The following is an 18943-nucleotide window of genomic DNA, read 5'->3' as shown; positions in this document are numbered from 1 at the left end:
CATGCTGGCGCTCGGCCTGACGACGCTGCTGCTCACCGCCACGCTGGGAGCGGAGCCCCCGTGCACGGGCCGCACGGCGAGCGGCGAGGTGTTCGCCACGTGCTTCGAGCCGGACTTCGGGCCGGTGGTGGGCACGGGGCTCCGGCTCGGCCAGGGCCCCGCCTCTCTCGAGGTGCTCGCGGGCCTCCTGCTCAGCACGGGGCGGGAGAGCCACAGCAAGGGGACGCCTTGGTACAACCGCCATCGCCTCCTCCTGACGGAGACGTGGAAGGGCGAGCGCACCGGCTACACCTTCACGGCCTATGACGGACTGCTGCGCCGGCACCTGGAGGATGGCTTCATCCTCGTCCCCACCGCGCGCCCCGTGCGCATCCCCTTCCCGTTCGACGTGGCCGTGGCGCTTAAGGGCGCGCACCTGGAGCGCCGCGCCTGGGAGGGCCCGGGCTGGGTGCTGGAGACGGCGCAGGTGGGCCTGCTCGTGGATCCGCTGCGAGCGAACTCGCCGCGCCGCTGGCTCGCCGTGGGCCCTGCGGCGAGCCACGTGCTTCGACACACCCCGAACGGCACCGAGCACGAGGTGTCCCCGTTCACCTCGCTCCGGCTGGACCTGGGCTGGCAGAGCGAGGACGGCGGGTGGACGGTGCACGCCTCGGGTCTCGCGGGGTGGAGCTATGACTTCGAGCAGGGAGCGCACTTCCGCGCGCGGGCCGAGGGCAGCCTGGAGCGCGTCGTCCTCGCACTCAACGACCAGCCCGTGGCCCTGCGCCTCGCGGGCACGGTCATCCACGGAGATGCGGGGCTCGCGCGCCGCGATGAATGGAGCGTGAGCGCGGGCATCGTGGTGCGTCCCTTCTCCGCGCGCTGAGCCGTGTGCCCCAACCGCTCAGGGCCCAGGTGCTTCCAACGCCGCGCGCAGCGCCGCCTCCGCCGCGCGAAGCCGCGCATCGCGAGGATCCACCTGACGGGCCTCTTCCAATCGCGCGAGCGCGCGCACCGCGTCCCCTCGGGCCAGTTCGCAGCGAACCCCGGCCTCCAGCGCAGCGGTCTCGGAAGGGCCGTACACCCGCGCCTCCGCCGCCGCGTGACACCCCTCCTCCACCTGACCGGACTCGAAGAGCGCACGCGCCAGCTCCACGCGCGTTGGCACATCCGCCGGAGCCAGACGCACGGCCGACGCGAGCGGCTCCACCGCCTCGCGGGCCAGTCCCCACCGGCGAAGCTGCGAACCCAACGCGCGCAGCGGCCCCACCGCGCCGGGCACCAACAGCGCACGCGCCCGAGCCTCACGCAGCGTCGCCGGCTCCTCCAGGCGAAGCTCCGCCACCATCCGGTCCACCACCGCCGCATAGGAGGGATAGCTCGCGGGCCAGGTGAACACGAGCCGGTAGACCCACTCCCCTCGCGGAACGAACCATGCCCGCAGGGAGGTGGCGCCCGAGCCGCCCTCCACCTCGGCGCGCACCCGCTGGGCCGCCCTCCCCCCCAGCATCGTCGCCTCCGGGCCCGAGGCCGACCGCACCTGTCCATGCGGCCCCGGCACACCGGAAACCAACTCGTCTGCCAGGAAGTGGCGCGCCTGGACCTCGCCATCCCCCGGCTCGCCCGCCTCGATGGCCTCCGCCGAGAACGTCGCCCGGCCCAGTCCCGGCAGCCCGTTGGAGAACGAGCGTCGGCCGTGAGCGTCCTCCTCGCGCCGCCAGCCCGCGGGCAGGCTCACCGCCACGCCGAACCCATCGTCCCGCTCCACCTGCCAGCCCGAGCCCTCCCACGTCACCCCCACCGCGACGCCCACCGCCAGGGCCACCACCCCCACCGGGCGCAGCCACCGAGACGCGCGAGTGACGTCACCGTCAAGCTCGCGCGGCGAGAACACCGTGCCCGCGAGCAATCCGGTCAGCAGCCCGCCCAGATGCCCCGCGTTGTCCACGCCCGCGCTCGTCCACCCGAGCCACAGGAACACGAGCACCGTCGGCAGCGCGCCCTCGCCCGAGAACCAGCGATACCGTCCCCGCTCGCCCGCCCCGCGCGGCTTGCGCCCCAGCACGAGCAGCGCCCCCACGCAGCCGAAAATCATCCCCGAGGCCCCTACGCTCACCGCGCTGGACCACCACAGCGAGCCCGCCATCGTGCCCAGCGCCGAGCCGAGCAGCAGCGCCACGTAGTCCCTCCGGCGCAGCGTGCGCTCCACCGTGGTGCCCACCACCACCAGCACCAGCAGGTTGAGGCCCAGGTGCGCCAGGTCCCGATGGAGCAGATTGGCCACGAGCAGCCGCCATCCCTGCCCCACCTCCGTCACCAGCGGCCCCGCCTTCGCGCCCCAGCGCACCAGCGTGTCCACTCGGATCGGCCCCGTGTCCAAGGTCGCCGCATACACCCCGCCAAGGAGCGCCATGAGGGTCGCCGTCACCCACGGAAGCCCCGTCCACGCCCCCCTCCCGGCCAACCGACCGATGGACAACGGCCCCACCCGCCCCACGCTTTTGGACAAAAGCCCTGTCGTTTTGGGGGGATGCATGGCTTGTCTCTGGAAAGCCCGTTCTGCTATAGCTGTACGTGGATTGGACCCGTGCTGAAGCTCATCATCGAAGACGACGAGGGGCGCAAGACCGTTGTCCCCTTCGTGCGTGACGAGATCACGATCGGACGTCAGGAGGGAAACACCATCCGCCTGACCGAGAGGAACGTGTCTCGTCAGCACGCACGACTCATGCGCCTGAACGGCCATGTCGTGGTGGAGGACCTGGGGAGCTACAACGGCACCCGGATCAACGGAGAGCGCGTCGCGGGACAGTCGTCCCTCAAGGAGGGCGACCTCATCCAGATCGGTGATTACGATCTGGCCCTGCAGACCGAGGCCGCCGCCAACGCCGCGCCCAGCCCCATCACCGCCAAGGTCCCCGCGCCGCGACGGCCGGATTCGGATGGAGCGCTCGCAGCGATGCGCCCCACCGTTCCCGCCATCGAAGCGCTCGAGGGACGTCAACCCGGGAACGAAGAGCCCGAGGAAGACGAGGAAGAGTCAGGCGACGAGCCTGGGCACACGCCGCCCTCTCCCGCCGAGGCCCGCCGCCACGCCACCGCCATCATCCGCATGGATCAGATGGAGTCGGACCGGCCGCGCAAGGTGGAGGTCGTCCCTCCGGATGAGCGACCACGGCTGGTGGTCCTCTCCCCCACCGAGTTCAAGGGCCAGGAGTTCGACTGCGTGCGCACCGAGCTGCGCATCGGCCGCACCTCGGAGAACGACATCGCCCTGGACCACCGCTCGCTGTCGCGCACCCACGCCAAGGTCGTGCGCGAGGACACGGGCGAGTGGCGCGTCCTGGACATGCAGTCGGCCAATGGCCTCACCGTCAACGGTGAGAGCTACGCGCAGGCCACCCTGGCCAGCGGCGACCTGCTGGAGCTGGGCCACGTGAAGTTCCGCTTCCTCGGCCCCGGCGAGATGGCCGATGGCGGCGAGGAAGAGGGCGAGGCCCCCCGCTCGAAGCTCCCGCTCGTGGCCGCCATCGTCGTGCTGCTGGCAGGCGGCGCGATCGGCGGACTGTTGGTGATGCGGTCGCAGGGCGGCACGCAGCCGACCCAGCCTCCCGAGGTCGCGCAGCCCGCCAACGACCCCAACACCCCGCCGGCCCCCCCCGAGGACTCCGCGCCGCCGAAGCAGGCGCAGACGGAGCCCACCGACACCAAGCCCGACGAGCAGGCTCCCGCGCCCGCCGTCGAGACCGCGCAGGAGAAGCTCCAAAAGGCTCGCGCCGCGGTGGCCCGCAAGGACCTGCAGGCCGCGCAGCTCATCCTGGACTCCATGCGCGACCCGAAGGGCGGCCTGAGCAAGGACGCCAACGCGCTGGCGCAGCAGGTGACCACGGAGCGGGGCTACGACGAGAAGCTCACGCTCGCGCAGGCCGCGCTCGAGGGCCATCGCATCCCCGAGGCCGCCAAGCTGGTCGCCGAGACCAAGGCCACCACCCTCTTCGCGGACCGCCATGCCGAGCTGAGCGCGCTGGTCACCGCCGCCCAGACGAAGCCCGTCGAGGCGCCTCCGGCTCCCGCGCCGCAGGAGAAACCCGTCGAGGCCGCCAAGCCGCCCCCGGTCGCGTCGGCGACGGATGCCCAGGTGGAGACGATCATCACCGAGGCCAAGGCCCTCATCCGCACCAAGCAGCGCGAGGCCTACGAGGCAGCGCTCGAGCAGGCCAAGCAGTGCGAGAAGCTGGCTCCGCAAAATCCGGAATGTCAGTTCCTGCTGGGTGTGACATATGTTCGTCTGAACAAGACGAACCTTGCCGCCAAGCACTACCGCCAATTCCTCGACATGGCACCGGCCAGCGATTCACGGCGTGCAGCCGTGGAGAAGGCGATGGTGGGCTACAAGCCGACAGCAGGGGAGTGACCCCCGGCTCGACGCGGCGCGGTCTCCTCCTTGGAGGCCGCGCCAAGAGAAGAAGCGTCTGACGTCCATACCAACCTGCAGCGAGGAGACGCTGTGCAGATTCGCATCCTGGTGGTTGATGACGAGCAGGACAACTGCGACTACCTCAAGCTGGTCCTGACCCGTGAGGGCTACGAGGTGGTAACCACCACGGACCCCACCCAGACGGTGGACATCCTCCGTGGCTCCGACTTCCACCTCGTCATCCTCGACATGATGATGCCGCAGATGTCTGGCACCGAGGTGCTGGAGCAGATCCGCAAGTACGACACGGACATCGCGGTCATCGTCGCCACGGCCTACCCCACGGTGGACACCGCGGTGGCGTCGCTGAAGGCGCAGGCTTCTGACTACGTGAAGAAGCCGATGGAGCCGGACCAGTTCACCGCGGCCGTGCGCAACGCCCTGCAGAAGAAGGGCCTGTCGCAGGACCCGGAGGCGGACCTGCACCGCGCCATCGGTCGGACCATCCGCGACGCGCGCAAGACGCAGGAGCTCACGCTCAAGCAGCTCGCCCGCCGCACTGGCCTGTCCGTGTCCCTGCTGTCGCAGATCGAGCGCGCGGAGTCGTCCGCATCCATCTCCTCGCTCTACAAGATTGCCTCCGCCCTGCAGCTGCGCATGGGCGAGCTGTTCGGCGATACCTGAGCGGCGCGAAGCACCCTTCACCGGCCGCGCCGTGAATCAGCGGCCGGTGAAGCGCGGTGCTCGCTTCTCCAGGAACGACGCCCGCCCCTCTTTCGCATCCTCGCTGCCGAAGGCCTCGCTGCGCAGGGCCCGCACGTGCGCCAGGTCCTCGTCGGACAGCGGAGAGCGCGCCAGCAGTCCGAAGACTTCCTTCATCCCGGACACGGCCTTGGGCGCGTGCCCGGCCAGCGTGGCGCACAGCGCGAGCGCGCGGGCCTCGGCCGCCTCAGCCTCGAGACACTCGTCCAGCAGCCCCCAGCTCACGGCATCCCGGCAGTCCAGCCGACGGGCCGTGAGGAAGAGCTGCTTGGCGTGCGCGAAGCCCACCAGCCTGGCCGCTCGGGCCAGTCCCTCGGGCGAGTAGACGATGCCCAGCCGCGCGGGCGGCATGATGAAGAAGGCATCCGGGCCGCCGATGCGGAAGTCGCAGGCCACGGCCAGGTCGAACCCCGCCCCCACCGCCGCGCCTCGCACCAGCGCCACGGAGGGCGCGGGGTGACGCTCCAGCTTGAGCAGGCACGCCACCAGCGCGTCGTCCGGGAGCCGCCCATCCGCCCCAGGCGGGCCCAGATGGGACAAGTCATAGCCCGCGCAGAAGTGCTCCCCCGCGCCTCGCACGAGCAGCGCTCGAACGTGGGGCGCGGGCTCCAGCGCCGCGTCCAACCGGGCCAGCAGCGCGTCATCCAGCGCGTTGCGCCGAGCGGGGTTGCGAAGGGTCAGCACCCTCACGCCTCCCTCGCGGTCCTCGACGTCGAGTGACGGCTCCACCGCTCGGCCCTCCGCGCGCGCCTAGCCCAGCACCACGAGGACGTCGCCCTCGTTGACGGCCTGGGTCTCACTGCACCGGATCTCCTGCACGACGCCACCATCGGTGGCCTCGACCGGCATCTCCATCTTCATGGACTCGAGGATGACGAGGACGTCACCCACGTTCACCTTCTGGCCCACCGTCACTTCAATCTTCCACACGGTGCCCGTGATGTGCGCCGCCACGTCCGTCATAGTCGAGTGCCTCTTCAGGGGTGAATGCCTCGCGCGCCGTGCTCACGGCTTCGCGTGGTGCTCCAGGAAATGCGTGTCCAGCTCGCCCGCGCCGAAGGCCGGGTCCTGCACGATGCGCAGGTGGAGCGGGATGTTCGTCTTGATGCCCTCGATCTTGAACGACTGGAGCGCCGCCACCGAGCGCGCCATCGCCTGGGCGCGCGTGTCGCCGGACACGATGAGCTTGGCAATCATCGGGTCGTAGTTGGGCGTCACGACGTTGCCCTCCACGTAGCCCGAGTCCAGCCGAACGCCCTCGCCCGTGGGCGGCTGGAAGACCTTCAGCGGCCCGGGGGACGGGAAGTACTTCACGGGGTCCTCCGCGTAGATGCGGAACTCCAGCGCGGCCCCGCGCCGCTTCACGTCCTCCTGCTTCACCGTCAGCTTCTCGCCCGCCGCGATGCGCAGCTGCCAGCCAATCAGGTCCAGGCCCGTGGTCAGCTCCGTCACCGGGTGCTCCACCTGGAGCCGGGCGTTCATCTCGATGAAGTACACCTGCCCGTCCGAGTACAGGAACTCCACCGTGCCCGCGTTGGCGTAGCCGAACGTGCGGGCCGCGGTGACCGCCGCGGTGAAGAGCTTCTCCGCCAGCGCCGCGTTCCTGCCGTCCGCGAAGAGCACCGACGGGGCTTCCTCCACCACCTTCTGGTGCCGGCGCTGGATGGAGCACTCGCGCTCCAGGCAGTGGATGAGGTGGCCGTGGTGGTCGCCGAGGATCTGCACCTCGATGTGGCGCGGCGCGGGGAAGTAGCGCTCCAGGTAGACGCCCTCGCGTCCGAACGCGGCCTTCGCGCGGTCCGTGCACTGGCGGAAGACCTTCTCCAGCTCCACGGCGTTGTTCGCCACCGCCATGCCGATGCCGCCACCACCGCTCGCGGCCTTGCAGAGCACGGGGTAGCCAATGCGCTCCGCGGCGGCCAGCGCGCTCGGCACGTCCGGCACCACGCCGTCACTGCCAGGGACGACGGGCACGCCCGCCGCGGCCACCAGCTTGCGCGCCTGGCTCTTGTCCTTCATCCGCGCCATGGCCTCGGGCGGAGGCCCCACGAAGGTGAGCCCCGCGTCCGCGCAGGCCTGGGCGAACTCGCCGTTCTCCGACACGAAGCCGTATCCAGGATGCACGGCGTCCGCGCCCGTCTGCTTCGCCGCCGCGAGGATGGCCGCGACGTTGAGGTAGCTGTCCTTGGCAGGCGCTGGCCCCAGCCGCACCGCCTCGTCCGCTTCCTTGACGAAGGGCAGGTCCACGTCCGCGTCCGAGTACACGGCCACGGTCTTCAACCCCATCCCCCGGGCCACCGCGCCGATGCGGCGCGCGATTTCACCCCGATTGGCGATGAGCAGCTTCTTGAACATGCGGAACACCTCGAGCTGGCGCGAAGGGCGGCCACCGTAGTCGTGGCCCCCCTGCCTGACAAGGCCGCACATGCGTGCGCAACAGGACCCTACAACCCTGTAAATTTGCGGGGTTGCGTGAGCGTGCGTACCTTGTCCGACGTGATGCCTTCCTCGAACGGAACTGACGGCGTGGTGGATCTCCTGGGTGCTCGCCGCGCGAAGCGCCTGGACCTCTACCGGGGTCGCATGGCGGACCGGGTCCACGCCACGCGCAACGAGCTGGTCGCGCTCTACCAGGGCGGCAACCTCTTCACCCCGGAGGGCACCAAGCAGGGGCGCTCGCTGCTCAAGGCCCTTCAGTTGCTCCAGCGCGCGGAGATTCGCCTGGAGGAGCTGACGGGCGCTGGCGTGATTCCCGCCCCCCGTCACCCGGAGCGCGTCGACGCGCTCTACGGGGAAGTGGACGGGCTCTTCACGCGATGTGACCGGCTCACGGGCCGAGGCACCGCCAGCGTGGCGCGCCTCCCCGCTCGCTAGTCGATTACGGCAGCTCCGTCTGGCCCTGCCGCCGCAGGAAGGTGGGGATGTCGAACTGGTCCTCGTCCATGGGCAGCGCCGCGTCCTTCACCACGGACGTGCGCGAGCTGGCGACGGGCTTGCTGTTCTCCACCGCGGCCAGCGTCGGACGCGGAGCGCCCTTGCTGGGCACCAGGCTGGCCACTTCCTCGCGCGCCGCCGTCAGCGCGGAGGACGGCGGGGGACGGCTGCTGATGAGCGGAACCTGCACCACGGGCGCCATGGTGCGCACCTTCGGCGCGTCCCGGTGCACGAAGCCCGTGGCGATGATGGTGATCTTCACCTCGTCCTGAATCTGATCGTCGATGAGCGAGCCGAAGATGATCTCCGCCTCGCTGTCCGCCGCGTCGTGGACGAGCGTGAGGGCCTCGTTGACCTCCTGCAGGGTCATGTCGCGGCCACCGGTGATGTTGATGAGCAGGCCCGTGGCCCCGTCGATGGACACGTCCTCGAGGAGCGGGCTGGAGATGGCCTGCTGCATGGCCGTCAGCGCGCGCTTGTCACCGGACGCGTTGCCCGTGCCCATGAGCGCCAGGCCCTTGTCGCTCATGATGGTCTTCACATCCGCGAAGTCCACGTTGATGTAGCCGTGGTACTGGATGAGGTCGCTGATGCCCTGCACGGCGTTGAGCAGGACCTCGTCCGCGCGCTTGAAGGTCTCCAGCAGCGGCATCGGCTCGTTGGAGAGCGAGAGCAGCCGCTGGTTGGGGATGGTGATGAGGGTGTCGACGGCGGCCTTGAGCTCCACGATGCCCTGCTCGGCCTGCTTGCGGCGCTTGTTGCCCTCGAAGAGGAACGGCTTGGTGACGACACCCACCGTCAGGCAGCCCAGGCTCTTGGCGATGTCCGCGATGATGGGCGCGGCGCCCGTGCCGGTGCCACCGCCCATGCCCGCGGTGACGAAGACCATGTCCGCGCCCTCGAGCACGGCGGCGATCTGATCCTTCGACTCCAGGGCGGCCTCGCGGCCCATCTCCGGGTTGGCACCCGCGCCCAGGCCCTTGGTCAGCGCCTGTCCGAGCTGGAGGCGCGTGGGCGCCTTGCTGGCGGCCAGAGCCTGGACATCGGTGTTGGCGGCGATGAAGTCCACGCGGTCCAGCTTGGCGAGAATCATCGTGTTGACCGCGTTGCAGCCGGCCCCGCCCGCCCCGACGACCCGAATCTTGGCGGCCTGCTTGTTCTGCTCGAACTGGTCCATGATGGTCCTCTTGGCGGTTGCACCGCGGCGCCGCCCGCGCGCTTCCAACCTCAACAATCATCAGCAAGTGAGGGGGTTTGGCAAGTATTCCGCTACGCGCCTGTAGCGGCCTGCTGCGGGGCCGAGTCCTGACGCCCACTTACACGCCAGCGCGGTGCCTGCCCAGGAAGACCTGTCGGATGCCTGCCCCCTCTTGACTCGCGGAGTCCAGTTCTCCGAGCAAGCTCGGCCAGTCCAGGCCCGCGCCAGAAATGCAACGGGCCCGTCCCCCCCGAGGGAGACGGGCCCGTTCACTTCAGCCGAGCGGGCTCAGGGGGCGTCGCGCTCGACCTCCACCTTGCCCATGCGAAGGATGTGGAACTCGACGCGGCGGTTGTTCTCGCGGCCCGCCGCCGTCTTGTTGGTGTCCACCGGCTTCGACTCGCCATACCCCACGGACTCCAGGCGCTCGGCGGCGATGCCATCCTTCACGAGGAACGTGCGCACGTTGGCGGCACGGCGACGCGACAGGTCCAGGTTCTTCCCGTCGTCGCCCTGGCTGTCCGTGTGTCCCTCCACTCGCAGCAGCTCCACCTGCGGGTTGGCGCGCAGCACCGACGCCACCTGCTTCAGCAGCGGGAACGAGCGCGGGAGGATGACGTCCTTGTTCGTGGCGAAGTAGACCTTCTCGAGGATGAGGATGCGCTCGCCGTCGACGAGCACCTTCACCTTGCCCTTGTCCGGGCAGCCGTCCTCGTCCGCGACGCCGTTGATGGTCTCCGGCTCGTTGGGGCACTTGTCCGCCACGTCCGGGATGCCGTCGTGGTCGTTGTCCGGATCCGGGCAGCCGTCCTCATCCTGGAAGCCGTCCTTGTCCTCGGGCGGGTTGGGGCACTGGTCCGCCACGTCCGGGATGCCGTCGTGGTCGTTGTCCGGATCCGGGCAGCCGTCCTCATCCTGGAAGCCGTCCTTGTCCTCGGGCTGGTTGGGGCACTTGTCCGCCGTGTCGACCAGGCCATCGCCGTCCGAGTCCACCGGGGGCGCGGGCTTGGGCTCGACCTTCACGGGCACGGTGTCGGGGCAGCCGTCCTGGTCCTCGAAGCCGTTCACCGTCTCCGGGTTGTTCGGGCACTTGTCCGCCACGTCCGGGATGCCGTCGTGGTCGTTGTCCGGATCCGCGCAGCCGTCATCGTCCTGGAAGCCGTCCAGGTCCTCGGGACCGAAGGCGCAGACCGGCTTCGGGGCCGGCTTCGGCGCGGGCGACGGCTCGGCGCTGTAGCTCAGGCCCGCGAGGACGCGGTACCCGGGCGTGCCATAGCCCCGGGTGATGCCCGGCCCGGCGCCCACGTGCGCGGTGAGGCCCCCCGCCGCCCGGTACTTCAGCGCGGCGAGGATCTCCAAGGGACGCTCCTCCACGTCGTGCTCCTTCAGGCCCATGGCCCCCACGAGCGTGGCCTCGGCGGACAGCGGCGTGCGGCCCACGGTGAAGGGCACCTCCAGGCCCAGCCCGTACGCCAGCGCGTTGCCCGCGCGCAGGTTGCGAAGCTGCTGCTCGCGGCGGAAGTCCACGCCGATGTTCGCCGCCAACCGCACGCGGCGCCCATACTCCGCCACCAGCCGGGGGTTCACCGACACGCCCGAGCCGCCCAGGAAGTCCGACGCACCGCCCGTGGGCAGTGACACCGGAACCGTGAGCGCCAGGCCGTAGTCATCCCCTTCCAGCAGCCGCGCCTTGGGCACGAGCCGCAGGTCCCCGATTCCGCCAGAGCTCACGCCCTGCGCGAAGGAGGCATCCACGTTCGGGGCAGGCTGGGACTGTTGAAGCGTCACCGGGAGGACGACGCCCAGCTCCAGCCGATCGAACAAGCCGATGGCGCCCATCAGGTCCAGCCCCACCTGGCTGCGCACCAGCGAGGTGAGGAACTTCTCCGAGCGAGGGTCGAAGAAGTTGAGGGGCTTGTCCGCGTAGTTGAACGACAACCCCACGTTCCAGCCCAGGTGGCGCATCACCTTGGCGCCGTGCACGCCGAGGATGTCCCCAGCGGCCGGGCCCGGCTTGTACTGCTGCACGTCGATGGCCTGCGAGGCGGCCGGAGCCTGAGCCCGCGCCGCCGGAGCCAGGAGGGCCACCGTCAGCGCCAGCCCCAGGAGCGCCCCGGACAGGCTTCCCCGCGCACCCGAGCGGCGAGCGCGGCGACCCAGCATCGGCAGCGCGAGGAGCAGCAGCGCCAGCGGCGCGAGCGAGCCCGCCCCACCCGTGCTGCAGCCACGGCCCACGACGAGGAAGTCGTCGTTGGCGTCGAGCGGGTTGGATCCGCCCGCCACTTCCTCACCGTCCAGCACGCCGCCGTGGTCCGTATCCGCCTGCCGCGGATCCGTCTCGCCGTCGTCGAGCGCGCCGTTGTGGTTCTTGTCCTCCTGACCGTCCTTCAGGCCGTCCTCGTCGGTGTCGGCCTTGAGCGGGTTGGTGGCGTTGGAGCCCTTGACCTCGGTGCCGTCCATCAGCCCGTCCCCATCCGTGTCGCGGTTGTTGGGGTCGGTCTCCTCGGTGCCCACGCGGCCGTTGTGGTCCCCGTCCTCCTCACCATCGGACAGACCATCCTTGTCGGTGTCCGCCTGCTTCGGATCCGTCTTGGTGGTCGGATCCAGGTCCGGGTGGAAGTTGGGCGAGCTGGTGTTCGTGCCCACCGGAGCGGTCTCGAGCGTGACGCCGCTCTCCAGGCCGTCCGTCAGGCCGTCGTTGTCGCTGTCCGGGTCGAGCGCGTCGATGATGCCGTCGCCATCCGTGTCCGTGATGCCGTCGGCGCCATCCGTCACGCCGTCGTCATCGCTGTCCGCGTCGAACGGATCCAACCCGTGCTCACGCTCGGTGGCGTTGTCGATGCCGTCGCCGTCCGCGTCGACATCGTCCGACTTGACGAGCGGGTTCGTCTCGCCCGCGTCCACCTTGCCGTTGTGGTTGGCGTCCTCGATGCCGTCGAACACGCTGCCGCCGTCCGTGTCCTTGTTGAGCGGATCCGTGTGCGTGCTCGGGTCCGCGTCCGCGACGAACTTCGCCGGGTTCGTGCCCGTGCCCTGCGGCTGCGTGAGGCCCACTTCCAGGCCGTCCGTCAGCCCGTCGCCGTCCGTGTCCGCCTTGTTCGGATCCGTCTCACCGGTGCTCACGAGGCCGTCGTGGTTGGCGTCCTCGTTGCCGTCGAGCAGACCGTCATCGTCCGTGTCGTCGTCGAGCGGATCCGTGTGGCCAACCTTCACCTCGATGCCGTCCGGCAGACCGTCGCCGTCCGTGTCGGGGTTGTGGGGGTTGGTGCCGTGCGTCGTCTCCTCCGCGTCCGACAGGCCGTCTCCATCCGAGTCCAGCGCGACCGTCCACGCGTAGGAGGCGGGGGTCGCATCCACGTTGTGGTCCGTATCGATGGCGCGCACCAGCAGGGCGTGCGGACCATCGGCGAGGGCCGTCAGGTCGAGCGTGGCGGAGCACGGGGCGAACGCCGCCGCGTCGAGCTTGCACTCGTACGTGACGTTGGCCTCATCCGAGCCGAACTCGAAGTGGGCCGCGCTGCTCCCGGAGACCGCCGGAGGCGACTGCGTGATGAAGGTATCCGGCACGTGCGCGTTCACGCTGAACGGGTTCGTGGCGGGCGGGCTGGTGTTGCCCGCGGCGTCCGTGGACGTCGCGGTGACCGAGTGCGCGCCATCCGCCAGGGGCTGGCCCGGACCATAGGTCCAGTGGCCCGAGGCATCCGCCGGCACGACCGCCACCTGGACACCATCCACCTTCACCGTCACCTGGCTGTTCGGCTCGGCGGTGCCGGAGTACGTCACCACCGGAGTCGTGAACACCTGGCCGCTGGCCGGCGTGACGATGACCGGCGCCACGGGGGGCGTCGAGTCCACCGTCCACGTGTACGAAGCGGGCGTCGCGTCCGTGTTGCCCGCGACATCCGTCGCGCGAACGAGCAGGGTGTGCTCGCCATCCGCCAGTCCGGTGAAGGACGAGGGGGTGGTGCACGCCACATACGCCGCGCCATCCAGGCTGCACTCGTAGGTAACCGGGCTCTCGTTCGAGGAGAACGCGAACGTCGCGCCCGTCTGGTTCGTCAGCGCGGGCGGGCCACTGTCGATGGCGGTGTCCGGCGCGGTGAAGTCCAGCGTGAAGTGCGACGTGACGGACGGGCTGTCATTCCCCGCCGCGTCATGCCCCACCACGACGACCTTGTACGGGCCCTCGGGCAGCGACACCGGCGGCGTGAACGTCCAGTTGCCACTGCCGTCCACCGGGATGGGACCGTACGTCGTACCGTCGTTGAGCGTCAGCGTGACGGTGGTCGAGCCCACGGCCGTGCCCGTGAAGTCCACCGCGGGGTTGGACAGCACGGAGCCGTCCGCCGGCGTGTCGATGGTCGGCGCCACGGGGGGCGTCGAGTCCACCGTCCACGTGTAGTTCTCCGGAGTCGGATCCACGTTGCCCGCGCCATCCACCGCGCGGACCGCCAGCGTGTGCGCGCCGTCCGTCACGCCCGTGAGGACGTACGGGTCGGAGCAGGCGACGAACGGCCCGCCATCCACGCTGCACTCGAAGGTGCAGCCCGGCTCGTTCGCCTCGAAGTCGAACGTGCCCGTGGTGGAGGTCGACGTCGCGGGAGGACCGCTCGTAATGGCCGTGTCGGGAGGCGTCAGGTCCACAGTCCACGCGTACGTAGCCGGGGTCGCGTCCACGTTGCCCGCCGCATCGCGGGCGCGAACATCCAGCGAGTGGTGCCCTTCCGCCAGCCCCGAGAACGTCACGGGGTCGGTGCAGGACGTCCAGCCACCGCCGTCGAGCCGGCACTCGTAGGACACACCGCCCACCGTGTCGAAGTCGAAGGTCGCGCTGGTGTTCCGGGTCACCGAGGCCGGCCCCGAGACGATGGACGTCTCCGGCTCGGACAGGTCCACGATGAACGAGGACTGCGTGGGCGGGCTCGTGTTGCCCGCGGGGTCGGTGCTGGTGGCCGTCGCGGTGTACGGGCCCTCGGGGAGCGGATCCGTCACGGGGACCGTCCACTTGCCCGCGGGGTCCACCGTCACAGGGCCGTAGGTGTGGCCATTGACCGTGACCACGATGGAGCTGCCCGGCTCACCCGTTCCGGAGATGTCCGGCGTCGAGTCGCCCACCGTCGTCCCATCCGCGGGCGAGGTGATGAGCGGCGCGGCGGGGGCAATCGTGTCCACCGTCCAGGTGTGCGTGGCCGGAGACGGATCCCGGTTGCCGAACGCATCCAGCGCACGAACGTGCAGGACGTGCGTGCCGTCCGCCAGCCCCGAGAACGTCACGGGGTCGGTGCAGGCGGTGTAGGCCGCGCCATCCAGGCTGCACTCGTAGCTGACGCCGCCGTTCGTCGTGTCGAAGTCGAAGGTCGCGTTCGGCACCTTCGTCAGCGAGGGAGGCCCCTGGACGATGAGCGTGTCGGGGCCGGTCAGGTCCACCGTGAAGTGGGACGTGGCCGTGGGGCTCGTGTTGCCCGCCTCGTCATGCGCGGTGGCGTCCACCACGTGAGCGCCCGGAGTCAGGTCCACGGTGCACGGGAAGGTCCAGTGGCCCGTCGGGTCCACCGTCACCGTGCCGAGCGTCGTGCCATCCACCACCACGGTGATGACGCTGCCGGCCTCACCGGTGCCCGTGAAGTCGGGACGCTTGGAGTTCACCACCGAGCCGTCCGCGGGCGAGGTGATGGTCGGCGCCGTGGGAGGCACCAGGTCCACGGTGAAGTGCGTCGGCGGAGTGGACGGGCTGACGTTGCCCGCGGTGTCCGTCGACGTCGCCGTCACGACGTGCGCGCCCGGGCCCACATCCACGGGGCTCGGGAAGGTCCAGTGGCCCGAGACATCCACCGGGGCCGTGCCGAGCGTCACGCCGTCCACCACCACGGTGACGACGGTGCCGGGCTCGGCCGTACCGGTGAAGTCGGGGCGCTGGGAGGCAATCACCTGCCCGTCCGTCGGGCCCGTGATGACCGGGCTCGCGGGAACGGTGGTGTCGATGGTCCACGAGTAGGTCGCCGGGGTCGCGTCCAAGTTCCCCGCCGCATCGCGGGCGCGGGCCCTGAACGTGTGGCTGCCCTGCGTCAGGCCACTGTAGGAGGCCGGGTCCGTGCAGGCCGCGAACGCCGAGCCGTCCAGCGAGCACTCGTACGTGACATTCGACTTGTCGCTGTTGAGGTCGAACGTCGCCGAGGTGGCGTTGGTCGTCGAGGCCGGGCCGCTCACGATGAACGTGTCCGGGATCTGCGTGTCGATGCGCCACGTGTAGCTGGCCGGAGTGGTGTCCACGTTGCCCGCCGCGTCGCGAGCCCGGACCTGCAGCGTGTGGTCACCCTGCGCGAGGCCCGTGAAGGTCACAGGGTCCGTGCACGCGGTGAACGTCGCCGCGCCATCCAGCTTGCACTCGTACACCACGCCCGTCTCGTTCGAGTCGAAGTCGAACGTCGCGGACGTGCTGCTCGTGGTCGCCGCGGGCTTGCCCACGATGAACGTATCGGGGGCCTGCGTGTCGACGGTCCACGTGTAAATGGCCGGGGTCGGGTCGATGTTGCCCGCCAAGTCCACCGCGCGAACCTGCAGCGTGTGGCTGCCCTGCGACAGGCCCGTGAAGGTCGACGGATCCGCGCACGGGGTGAAGAGCACCGCGCCATCCAACTGGCACTCGTACGTCACGTTCGTCTCGTTCGAGTTGAAGTCGAAGACGCCCACGTTCGAGTTGGAGTTCAGCGCCGGCGTCGAGGTGAAGAGCGTATCCGGAGCCGTCGTGTCCACCGTCCACGTGTAGCTGGCCGGAGTCGGGTCCACGTTGCCAGCCGCATCGCGAGCCCGGACCTGCAGCGTGTGGTTGCCATTCGCAAGGCCCGTGAACGTCGACGGATCCGCGCACGCGGTGAACGTCGCCGCGCCGTCGAGCTTGCACTCGTACGTCACACCCGTCTCGTTCGAGTTGAAGTCGAACGTCCCGCTGGACGAGTTCGACACCGCGGGCGGCGTGGAGGTGAAGAGCGTATCCGGAGCCGTCGTGTCCACCGTCCACGTGTAGCTGGCCGGAGTCGGGTCCACGTTGCCGGCCGCATCGCGAGCCCGGACCTGCAGCGTGTGGTTGCCATTCGCAAGGCCCGTGAACGTCGACGGATCCGCGCACGCGGTGAACGTCGCCGCGCCGTCGAGCTTGCACTCGTACGTCACACCCGTCTCGTTCGAGTTGAAGTCGAACGTCCCGCTGGACGAGTTCGACACCGCGGGCGGCGTGGAGGTGAAGAGCGTATCCGGAGCCGTCGTGTCCACCGTCCACGTGTAGCTGGCCGGAGTCGGGTCCACGTTGCCGGCCGCATCGCGAGCCCGGACCTGCAGCGTGTGGTTGCCATTCGCAAGGCCCGTGAACGTCGACGGATCCGCGCACGCGGTGAACGTCGCCGCGCCGTCGAGCTTGCACTCGTACGTCACACCCGTCTCGTTCGAGTTGAAGTCGAACGTCCCGCTGGACGAGTTCGACACCGCGGGCGGCGTGGAGGTGAAGAGCGTATCCGGAGCCGTCGTGTCCACCGTCCACGTGTAGCTGGCCGGAGTCGGGTCCACGTTGCCGGCCGCATCGCGAGCCCGGACCTGCAGCGTGTGGTTGCCATTCGCAAGGCCCGTGAACGTCGACGGATCCGCGCACGCGGTGAACGTCGCCGCGCCGTCGAGCTTGCACTCGTACGTCACACCCGTCTCGTTCGAGTTGAAGTCGAACGTCCCGCTGGACGAGTTCGACACCGCGGGCGGCGTGGAGGTGAAGAGCGTATCCGGAGGCGTCGTATCCACGACGATGGTGAAGGTGTTCGTGTTGCTCTGCGGGCTGCTGACCCCCTGGACCTCGGCGGTCGCGTTGACCGTGTGGGCGCCAGAGGTCAGCGAGGTGCTCGGCGTGAAGGTGAAGTTGCCGGCAGCATCGGCCGTGACACGCCCCAGCTCCACACCGTCCACCGAGATGATGACGGTGGAGTTGGCCGGCGCCGTGCCCGAGATGACCGGAGTTGACGAAGAGGTCGTGGAGCCGTTCGCCGGAGTCACCACCACCGGAGCGGCGACAGTCGTCGGGAAGGCGCCCGTCAGCACCGTGATGACGCCCAGCGAGCCAGGAATCGCGCCGTACGTCCGCCCATCGATGGCGGTCGCATCCGGCTGCATACCCGCGGCACCGCCCGTCACGGTCGGCGCACAGGTCACCGTGTTGCCCTGAATCAGGATGCGGCCACCACCACCGCCACCGCCCGTGCCGTGCGTGTTGAAGTTCGTGCTACCGCCGTTGCCGCCGTTCGCCGTGACAGTATTCGCCGAGCAGGCGCCCGTGAACCGCAGCGACACCGTGCCGCCCGCGCCCGCGCCGCCCGCGGCATCGTTGCCCGTGCCGCGCGAGTTGGCGCCGTTCGCACCGTTCGCGGTAATGAGTCCCGTGCCAGCCAGCGACGCACCGCGGACGAACACGACGCCGCCACCTGCGCCACCAGCACCACCCACGTTGTCGTTCGAGTGACCCGCGCCGCCACCACCACCGAAGAGCAGGTGGTCCAGCGGGGTGAAGGTCATGCGCACGCCACCGCGCCCGCCCACGTCACGCGAGGGCTTCGGGGTCCCATCGTCATCGCCCGTCCACGTCCGGCCACCCTTGCCGCCCGGGCCGGCGCTACCACCACCGCCGCCACCTGAGTTGTGGCAGATGCCGCCACCACCACCGTTGGTGATGTTGCCGTAGCCCGTCGTACCGGGAGGCAGGAGGTCCGGATCCGGCTCGTTGCTGTAGAGCGACGGAGCCACACCCTCGCCCTTGGACGTACCGCCCGGGTACGGCTCATCGAGCAGCACGCACCCGTCACCGGAGCCGTTGCGGAAGAGACCCGCGCGGAAGCCCTGGTTCGCCGCGCTGATGGTGCCGTTGTTGGTGACCGTTCCGTTGGCGAGGAAGACGAGCACGCCACCCGTCGACCCGTTCCAGGCCTGCCGCGCGACGAGGGTGGAGCCCGCGTTGATGGTCACGTTGGTGTACTGGGGCACGAGCACCAGCTGCGTGACATTGGCGGCGAACGCGGCCTTCATCGGCTTCTTGAAGGTGACCGTGATGTTGGGCGCCGTGCCCGTGATGGTCTGGATGTACGCGAACTCCCAGCGCCCCACGACGTTGCCCGTCAGGTCGATGTCCGCCTGGTTGCCCGAGGGCGGCACCGTGGTGATGCCCGTGGCCTGGAACACCATCACCAGGTTGTTCACGGCGAAGCCCGTGGAGGTGTCCACCGTGGCCGTGCTCTGCCCCGCCGCGATGTTGGCCGTCACCAGCGCGTAGCGGTTGGCGCTCTGGGTATTGCCAGCGGCGGTGACGTTCAGGACTCCGTTCACACCCGAGCCAAGGCCGATGGTGTCCGGCTCGGCGTGGGCGGACGGCGCGAGGAGCGCGACACACAGCATGGCCAACAGGCCCGCTGCGGTCCGCGGACCGCTCGCATCGCGAGTCGTCCGCCGTGGGGGAGGAAGGGACTGGGGTGTGTGCATAAGGTTTGCGGCCGAAAGGGAATGGGCCCCCCCACCGCGAAGGGCGCGCATAGCAAGCGCGACGCCAGTGTCCATTCCTTGGCCGTCCTCCGCCAATTCAAGGACTTCCACGCCCGTTCCCGGGCTCGGCTACCCCGCGGATCCGA

The 18943-nt window shown here is 70.0% G+C and carries 10 protein-coding genes; 4 read left to right on the top strand and 6 right to left on the bottom strand.

What is annotated here, in order from left to right:
* Position 1 precedes the first annotated feature (1 nt).
* Positions 2 to 865 (top strand): hypothetical protein, encoded by an 864-nt coding sequence (locus tag JGU66_28655; protein ID MBJ6764755.1) that lies wholly within the window; start codon positions 2 to 4, stop codon positions 863 to 865.
* 18 nt (positions 866 to 883) lie between these two features.
* Here JGU66_28655 and JGU66_28650 read toward each other — a convergent pair whose 3' ends face one another.
* Entirely contained in the window at positions 884 to 2515 is a 1632-nt protein-coding gene (locus tag JGU66_28650; protein MBJ6764754.1) for a rhomboid family intramembrane serine protease, read from the bottom strand.
* Positions 2516 to 2566: 51 nt separating this feature from the next.
* Between JGU66_28650 and JGU66_28645 the strand changes: the two genes are divergently transcribed.
* Positions 2567 to 4393, top strand: a complete 1827-nt coding sequence (locus tag JGU66_28645; protein MBJ6764753.1) for an FHA domain-containing protein — start codon at positions 2567 to 2569, stop codon at positions 4391 to 4393.
* A gap of 93 nt (positions 4394 to 4486) precedes the next feature.
* Positions 4487 to 5080 (top strand): response regulator, encoded by a 594-nt coding sequence (locus tag JGU66_28640; GenBank protein ID MBJ6764752.1) that lies wholly within the window; start codon positions 4487 to 4489, stop codon positions 5078 to 5080.
* Between the two features lie 36 nt (positions 5081 to 5116).
* Here the strand turns inward: JGU66_28640 and JGU66_28635 are convergent, their stop codons facing one another.
* From JGU66_28635 to JGU66_28625, 3 genes are read right to left on the bottom strand one after another with little or no spacing between them, the layout of a single operon-like run.
* Positions 5117 to 5887 (bottom strand): enoyl-CoA hydratase/isomerase family protein, encoded by a 771-nt coding sequence (locus tag JGU66_28635; GenBank protein ID MBJ6764751.1) that lies wholly within the window; start codon positions 5885 to 5887, stop codon positions 5117 to 5119.
* 21 nt (positions 5888 to 5908) lie between these two features.
* Complete coding sequence (locus JGU66_28630; protein MBJ6764750.1) at positions 5909 to 6121, bottom strand: biotin/lipoyl-binding protein; 213 nt, start codon at positions 6119 to 6121, stop codon at positions 5909 to 5911.
* 42 nt (positions 6122 to 6163) lie between these two features.
* A complete protein-coding gene (locus JGU66_28625) occupies positions 6164 to 7513 on the bottom strand; it encodes an acetyl-CoA carboxylase biotin carboxylase subunit (protein MBJ6764749.1) in 1350 nt (449 codons plus the stop codon).
* 144 nt (positions 7514 to 7657) lie between these two features.
* On the opposite strand from JGU66_28625, the gene JGU66_28620 reads away from it, so the two are divergent.
* Positions 7658 to 8032, top strand: a complete 375-nt coding sequence (locus JGU66_28620; GenBank protein ID MBJ6764748.1) for a hypothetical protein — start codon at positions 7658 to 7660, stop codon at positions 8030 to 8032.
* Positions 8033 to 8036: 4 nt separating this feature from the next.
* On the opposite strand, the gene ftsZ is transcribed toward JGU66_28620, so the two are convergent.
* Together ftsZ and JGU66_28610 are read right to left on the bottom strand one after the other, a co-directional pair.
* Positions 8037 to 9269, bottom strand: coding sequence for a cell division protein FtsZ (ftsZ, locus tag JGU66_28615; GenBank protein MBJ6764747.1), 1233 nt, complete (start codon positions 9267 to 9269; stop codon positions 8037 to 8039).
* A 309-nt stretch (positions 9270 to 9578) separates the two neighbouring features.
* Positions 9579 to 17246 carry an OmpA family protein gene (locus JGU66_28610; GenBank protein MBJ6764746.1) on the bottom strand — a complete coding sequence of 2556 codons (7668 nt, stop codon included), beginning with the start codon at positions 17244 to 17246 and terminating at the stop codon, positions 9579 to 9581.
* Positions 17247 to 18943: the final 1697 nt, after the last annotated feature.

Source organism: Myxococcaceae bacterium JPH2 (assembly GCA_016458225.1).
Classification (GTDB): domain Bacteria; phylum Myxococcota; class Myxococcia; order Myxococcales; family Myxococcaceae; genus Citreicoccus.
Note: the sequence above shows the minus strand (reverse complement) of the source record. Positions and strands in the feature narration are given on the sequence as shown.